Below are 960 nucleotides of genomic sequence, written 5' to 3'. Positions count from 1 at the left end.
GATTAGTGTACCACTACAAGCAGCTATTAAACTATTGAAAGATAACAAAGCAGATTGGGAAAAGAGTATGCCCAATGTGCCTTTTACTGCTGGTGTTGCTTACCTAATGCATCAACAAGGTCCATCAGGGGCTAAGGCTCTACTTAAAAATCCAAATAAAAATGTCGTAGAAGTACTATCAAGATTTAAAAGTGATAAATATAACCCTGTAAAGGTTGTAACGAACAATGGTGGACGTACTGATATGACTGCTGGGGAATTTGCTAACTCTATTATGAGTAAAGCACAATCCCTTGTTGAAGCCTATAATGGGCAAACTAGTGGAGGTGCAACGTTTACTTCATCAGACACATCTTCTGCACCTGTACAACAAACAGGTGGTGATACACAATCAGCCTTAGACAAGCTGCTTAGCGATATTGAGACTGATGAGTTCCGTGCTAAGACTGAAGAAGAGCAAGCTGCTATGCGTGCTGAGATTGACTCTCTCAAAGCACAGCTTGCTGAACAAAACCAAAACCAAGAACAACAACCAACGGGTGAAACCAGTGAACCTACTACTGTAGAACAACAAGTCACCAAAGAAGTACAAGATGATACATTCAAACAAGTACTTCGTTTTGCACAGGTACTGGATGATAACCATCTCACACGATTGGTGGAAGCAGGAGCTATCTCAGAAGAGCACCTAGCACAACTGCGTGAACTATCAGCAACCAAACGAATGCTGACTGAGATGCGTGATACAGATGCAGTAAGCAAAACAGTATTTGAAGGTAATACAGCTAAGACACTAGAAGAGTCTGATCGTGGTTTGAATACTTATATGCTGGCTTTGGAAACTGCGATGAGTTCAGGCAGAACTGGCTTGGCAGAGAAAATACTACCTGACCTAGATCGTTGGCATCAATCACATGGTACAAAAGCACTAGCAGCTGCTAGTGTACCGGTACAATATTC

General features: G+C 41.8%; 1 protein-coding gene. It reads left to right on the top strand.

Translation table 11 applies throughout. The features are described from left to right. Positions 1 to 67: 67 nt before the first annotated feature. Positions 68 to 960, top strand: an 893-nt coding sequence (locus B0680_RS10655) for a hypothetical protein (RefSeq protein WP_211271283.1), incomplete at its 3' end; no start/stop codon positions are given.

The organism is Moraxella pluranimalium (assembly GCF_002014825.1).
Taxonomy (GTDB): Bacteria; Pseudomonadota; Gammaproteobacteria; order Pseudomonadales; family Moraxellaceae; genus Moraxella; species Moraxella pluranimalium.
This window is presented reverse-complemented; position numbering and strand designations above follow the sequence as displayed.